Source organism: Microcystis sp. LE18-22.4A, assembly GCF_027531105.1.
GTDB classification, from domain to species: domain Bacteria; phylum Cyanobacteriota; class Cyanobacteriia; order Cyanobacteriales; family Microcystaceae; genus Microcystis; species Microcystis aeruginosa.
Genome location: NZ_JAPZRB010000143.1, coordinates 1 through 5,558, shown reverse-complemented (window position 1 = coordinate 5,558; position 5,558 = coordinate 1). Strand labels below are relative to the sequence as shown.

Genomic DNA, 5,558 nt, shown 5'->3' with positions numbered 1-5,558 from the left:
TGCTATAGTGCAATCGCCCTCGATTCTTAAGGTATTTAGGGTTGGCGGCAAAAAGTTTGTTGGTGGGGTTAGGAGTCGGTCGTCAGTAGCCGGTCGTCAGTAGCCGGTCGTTTCAGGCTTTGTTGCCCTCTCTTTTTGTACTAACTTATGTACTGAAAGGAGGATAATGCCAGGTTTTTGGGGGTCCCAATCCGATTTTCGCAGCATGAACATCGGATTTTAACAGGTCAAAAGCCTTATTTTCAAAGGGTTTTACCATTATTCAGCCGACCCTAAATAAATATTTTTCTTTTCTGTCTCCCCTTTTGGATTAGACTGGTAATTGAGAATAATTAGCATTTATTTTAGCAATCGCAAGTCTTAGACAGTTTCAAAACCGTTGACTGAGGCTGACATTAGCGCAGTTATCACCCTTTGGCTACTGAAGTAAACTCGATGAGCTATCAAGGAATTATTGTCACTCTTGAATGAAAGACCTTCTTTGCCTTTGGAGATAAGAAAAGCATGGACGATAAAATTAGACCTAATGACCCAGAAGAACCGGAAAAATCGCCAAATAAAGCCCAATTTTCCCCTTGGGGCGGTACAGAGGCAGTAGCAGAACGTACTAACTCCATGGGTACTGAGCTAACAGCCACCTATCCCCTCGCACAAGTGGAAATGGGAAAAACCGTCTGGTTAGTGGGATTTCAGGGGACAGGAGGGATCAATCGACTCCTAGGTATGGGATTAAACCCCGGCATTCAATTACAGGTAATTAGCTCCCAACCGAGGGGATCAGTTTTAATTGGCATTCAAGACAATCGTATCGGTATCGGGGCGGAAATGGCCGAAAAAATCCTCGTTAGTGACAGTCAACCGAAAAAACTGGAACCCAAAAAAGACCTACCTGAAGTAAGAACATTTCTGCGGGAGATACCCATAGGAAAAGCGGGTAAAGTTGTCGGTTATGACCGAGCATTACGAGGATACAAAGGAAAATTGTTATCAATGGGATTAACTCCGGGGACAGAGTTTACCGTCATTCGTGTCGCACCTTTGGGGGATCCCGTCGAGATTCGAGTGCGGGGATTTCATCTCAGTCTGCGAAAACAGGAGGCAGACACTTTAATAGTCGAAAAAATAGACCCAGAAAGCTAAATTTAATCATCTAAGCCTATTCGTCACTCAATATCCTAATTATGGTCAAACCCATTATCGCCTTAATTGGCAATCCTAACTGTGGCAAAACTACCCTTTTTAATGCTCTCACGGGGGCCAATCAACGCACTGGCAACTGGCCAGGAGTAACAGTCGATCGCAAAGAGGGACGATTTCAAGTTAACGGGGAAGATATCACCCTTGTGGATTTACCCGGAGTCTATTCCCTTGATGTGGAAGAAGGGGAGACAGGAATGGATGAATTAGTCGCTAGGGACTATCTGCTGTCAGGAGAAGCGGATTTAGTGATTAATATCGTCGATGCTGCCAATTTAGAGCGCAATCTCTACCTTACTACCCAAATCATGGAGATGCGTTTACCGATGTTGATTGCCCTGAATATGATGGATGTGGCCAAAACTAGGGGTATTGTGGTTAATCCGCAACTCTTAAGCGCTCGCATGGATGCAATTGTCGTGCCGATTAGTGCGGTTAAAGGGGAGGGAATCGGAGAATTAAAGCAAAAAATTGGGGAATTAGTTGGTAATATTAGCCATACTGCCGCTTATGTGGCTTATCCTGCGGTAATTGAGGAAGCTCTTAACGAGATTGTTGCCTACATTAACGACCATAGCAGTAAAAGGATCGTTGAGCCAAGATGGACTGCTTTAAACCTACTGCAATACGAGGATCGCATCGCCCCAGAATTGCGCTCACAGGAACTATTAAGCATTATCGTCAAGCATAGACGACAAATACACCAAGTTTTAGGGGAAGACCTTGATATTTTAATTGCTGATACTCGTTATGGCTTTATTCAACAAGTTACCCAGGGAGCCACTCAACGGACTGGACAGATAAATGATACCATGTCCGATCGCCTTGATCGGATTGTTCTCGATCGCTGGTGGGGAATTCCGATATTTTTGGGCGTAATGTACCTAATGTTCTTGTTTACCATCAATGTTAGTGCTGCCTTTATCGATTTCTTCGATTTAACTGCCCAGACTATCTTTGTCGATGGTTTGTCCCAAGTTTTACAAAAAATCCATACCCCGGGTTGGCTAATTGCTCTGCTCGCTGATGGGGCGGGGGGAGGTGTGCAAACCGTCGCCACTTTTATCCCCGTAATTGGCTTTATGTTCCTCTTTTTGTCAATTTTAGAGGATTCTGGCTATATGGCCCGGGCAGCCTTCGTCATGGACCGATTGATGCGTTTGGTGGGATTGCCGGGTAAATCCTTTGTCCCCATGCTAGTGGGATTTGGTTGCAGTGTGCCGGCAATTATGGCCACCAGGACCCTAGAAAATTCTCGCGATCGTTTAATGACGATTATGATGAACCCTTTTATGTCCTGTGGGGCCAGATTACCTGTTTATGCGCTATTTGCGGCGGCTTTTTTCCCCATAGGTGGTCAAAACATCGTTTTTGGTCTTTATATCTTAGGAATTCTCGCCGCTATTTTGACGGGATTGGTGATGAAAAAAACCCTACTCAAGGGAGAAGTCAGTCACTTTATTATGGAATTGCCTCCCTATCATCTACCGCGTCTGAAAGGGGTTTTAATTCGCACTTGGGAACGTCTGCAAGCGTTTTTATGGAAAGCTGGACGAGTTATCGTTTTAATGGTGATGATTTTGGGATTACTCAACTCCGTCAGTTTTGATGGTTCTTTTGGTAATCAAGACAGCGAGCGATCGGTTTTAAGTGCTACCAGTAAAGCTGTAACTCCTATTTTCTCACCCATGGGACTAGAACCGGAAAATTGGCCAGCAACGGTGGGAATTTTTACGGGAGTTTTTGCCAAAGAAGCAATGGTAGGCACCTTAAACTCGATTTACAGCCAACTAGCAGGGGAAGATAACCCGAATAAGGGGGCAGCACAGGTAAAATTCGACTTCTGGGGGCAAATTCACCGAGCTATTGCCACTATTCCCGCCAATTTAGCGGAATTACCCAATCAATTACTTGATCCCTTGGGTTTAAATCTTGGTGATTTGCAAGATCAAAAAACGGCTGCCGAGAAGCAAGAGGTAGATTTAGGAATCTTTGGGGCAATGGCGAAAAGATTTGATGGTCAAGCGGGTGCTTTTGCCTATCTGTTGTTTGTTCTGCTCTATTTTCCCTGTGTTTCGGCCACATCGGCCGTATATCGCGAAACTAATGCCGGTTGGACTGTTTTTATTGCCCTCTGGACCACAGGAATGGCCTATATTGTTGCCACTTCCTTCTATCAAATCGCCACTTTTTCTCGACATCCGGGATTTTCTCTCTTTTGGATAGTCTTGATGGGTTTAACCGTAGTCGGGGTTTTATTCACCTTAAAAAATCTCCGTCCCCGAAAAATCAATCGTCCGGCAATTTAAAAGTAGGGTGGGTTAGGCGACGAAAAGCTAGGCAACTAACTAATTATTTAGATTCGCCGTAACCCACCGCAATCAAGCAACTTTTCTCGATTTTTTTCGCTTATAAACCATGATTTTAATCGATATACAGGCTTATCTTGCCAAAAATCAGAAAGCATCTCTGTCTGACTTATCTACACACTTTCGGATGTCAGCGGATGCCTTAAGTCCCATGCTCGATCGCTTGCTGAAAAAAGGGCGAATTCGCCTGATTTCCCTAGAAAAATGCGGAGGATGCAGCCGTTGTTCCCCAGAATCTATGGTTTTTTACGAATGGATTGAAGGCAATTCCACAGGGACAAACAGATAAAAGTTTAATACTACAGAAGTGATCTAAGTAGGTAGGCGTTAAAAGTTGTCAGATCCCCCCGCCTATCGGCACCCCCCTTATCAAGGGGGGCAGGGGGGATCGAACCTAAAATCCATTTTTAATTTAATTATAACCAGCTACTTAACTATTAAGATAACTGCTGTATTACCGGTCGCTTTCAACGGGGATAGTTAATTTCTGGCGAGGAACCAAAGTCACTCAACCGCAGAACCTCAAGGTTGTATAATTTTTAAGAGTTATTAAGCTTTGTATCAGTTTGCTCGGCAGCATTTAATGAATATACTTTTGGTGACATCATCTTTAGGTTTACTCCTAGCGATCGCTATCGTCGTCTATTTTGTTTCCTCTCGCAAGTACCAATCGTCGGACTCGGTGGCCAATTCCTACGACCAATGGACCGAAGACGGGATTTTAGAATATTATTGGGGCGAACACATCCATTTAGGTCACTACGGTTCCCCACCAGAAAAAAAAGACTTTCTACAGGCAAAAGCTGACTTTGTGGCGGAAATGGTCTCTTGGGGAGGTTTGGATAAACTACCCGCCGGTGTAACTCTCCTCGATGTCGGTTGTGGTATTGGTGGCAGCAGTCGCATTCTCGCGCGCGACTACGGATTTGCCGTTACTGGTGTCACCATTAGTCCCAAACAAGTGGCACGGGCCAAAGAACTAACACCCCCAGATGTAAATGCTCGCTTTTTGGTCGATGATGCCATGGCCCTTTCTTTTCCCGACGAGAGTTTTGATGTGGTCTGGTCAATTGAAGCCGGCCCCCATATGCCGGACAAAGCCGTTTTTGCTCAGGAATTACTGCGAGTTCTCAAGCCGGGGGGAGTCCTGGTGGTAGCGGACTGGAATCAGCGAGATGACCGTCAAAAACCGCTTAATTTCTGGGAACGTCCCGTAATGCGCCAACTTTTGGATCAGTGGTCTCACCCCGCTTTTGCCAGTATCGAAGGTTTTGCCGAACAGTTAGCAGCCACGGGATTGGTAGATGGGGAAGTGATGACTGCTGACTGGACAAAGGCCACTCTACCCTCTTGGATTGATACCATTTGGCAGGGGGTGATTCGTCCCCAAGGTTGGTGGCAATTTGGTCTAACTGGGTTGCTTAAATCCGTCCGAGAAGTGCCGACAATTCTGCTGATGCGTTTGGCCTTTGGCACGGGTTTATGTCGTTTTGGGATGTTCCGCGCTGTTCGCGCTCAATCCCATCTGCAAGCAAGTCAGCAAGAGTCTCTTACCTCAGTTATGTAAGTAGTCGTGCAAAATTAATTTCCTAGTCGAGACAGGAGACTCTGAGACAGGAGACTCCGAGACGGGAGACTCCGAGACGGGAGACAGCTATTAGGGATCGGATTTGAGTTTTCAGTTCACTGTTTCCTCACACCAGAAGTCTGACGGAGTAGTGGCTTAGATGTGTAATTAATTTTGCTTAGGTACTTAGCTGGTTATAATTAAATTGAAGATAAATTTTGGGTTCGATCCCCCCTGCCCCCCTTGATAAGGGGGGTATCTGATAATTTTTAACACCTACCTACTTAGGGCTGGCTGAATAAATCTAAAAACTTTGTTGGGTAAGACTTTTAGACCTTTTGTCAATCAAAAAGTACTGGATCTGGGAGTGATCGGGGGGAAATTTAGGCACTTTTTCCCTGAAAATTAGGTAATTGGCCACCTCA

The 5,558-nt window shown here is 45.1% G+C and carries 4 protein-coding genes; all 4 read left to right on the top strand.

All coding sequences use genetic code 11. The features are described 5' to 3' along the window. Positions 1-504: 504 nt before the first annotated feature. The 4 genes from O9295_RS06460 to O9295_RS06445 all read left to right on the top strand — a co-directional run bounded on the left by O9295_RS06460 (position 505) and on the right by O9295_RS06445 (position 5,133). Positions 505-1,140: a FeoA family protein gene (locus O9295_RS06460; protein ID WP_288032400.1), complete on the top strand. Its 636-nt coding sequence runs from the start codon at positions 505-507 to the stop codon at positions 1,138-1,140. 41 nt (positions 1,141-1,181) lie between these two features. Further along, positions 1,182-3,506, top strand: coding sequence for a Fe(2+) transporter permease subunit FeoB (gene feoB / locus O9295_RS06455; RefSeq protein WP_288032399.1), 2,325 nt, complete (start codon positions 1,182-1,184; stop codon positions 3,504-3,506). Between the two features lie 109 nt (positions 3,507-3,615). Then, positions 3,616-3,855 carry a FeoC-like transcriptional regulator gene (locus O9295_RS06450; RefSeq protein ID WP_004160943.1) on the top strand — a complete coding sequence of 80 codons (240 nt, stop codon included), beginning with the start codon at positions 3,616-3,618 and terminating at the stop codon, positions 3,853-3,855. A gap of 294 nt (positions 3,856-4,149) precedes the next feature. After that, complete coding sequence (locus O9295_RS06445) at positions 4,150-5,133, top strand: methyltransferase domain-containing protein (RefSeq protein ID WP_288032401.1); 984 nt, start codon at positions 4,150-4,152, stop codon at positions 5,131-5,133. The last annotated feature ends 425 nt before the right edge of the window (positions 5,134-5,558 follow it).

Coding starts and splice junctions, on each gene's coding strand:
- feoB (WP_288032399.1), top strand. CDS start 1,182: ATGGTCAAACCCATTATCGCCTTAATTGGCAATCCTAACTGTGGCAAA.
- O9295_RS06445 (WP_288032401.1), top strand. CDS start 4,150: ATGAATATACTTTTGGTGACATCATCTTTAGGTTTACTCCTAGCGATC.
- O9295_RS06450 (WP_004160943.1), top strand. CDS start 3,616: ATGATTTTAATCGATATACAGGCTTATCTTGCCAAAAATCAGAAAGCA.
- O9295_RS06460 (WP_288032400.1), top strand. CDS start 505: ATGGACGATAAAATTAGACCTAATGACCCAGAAGAACCGGAAAAATCG.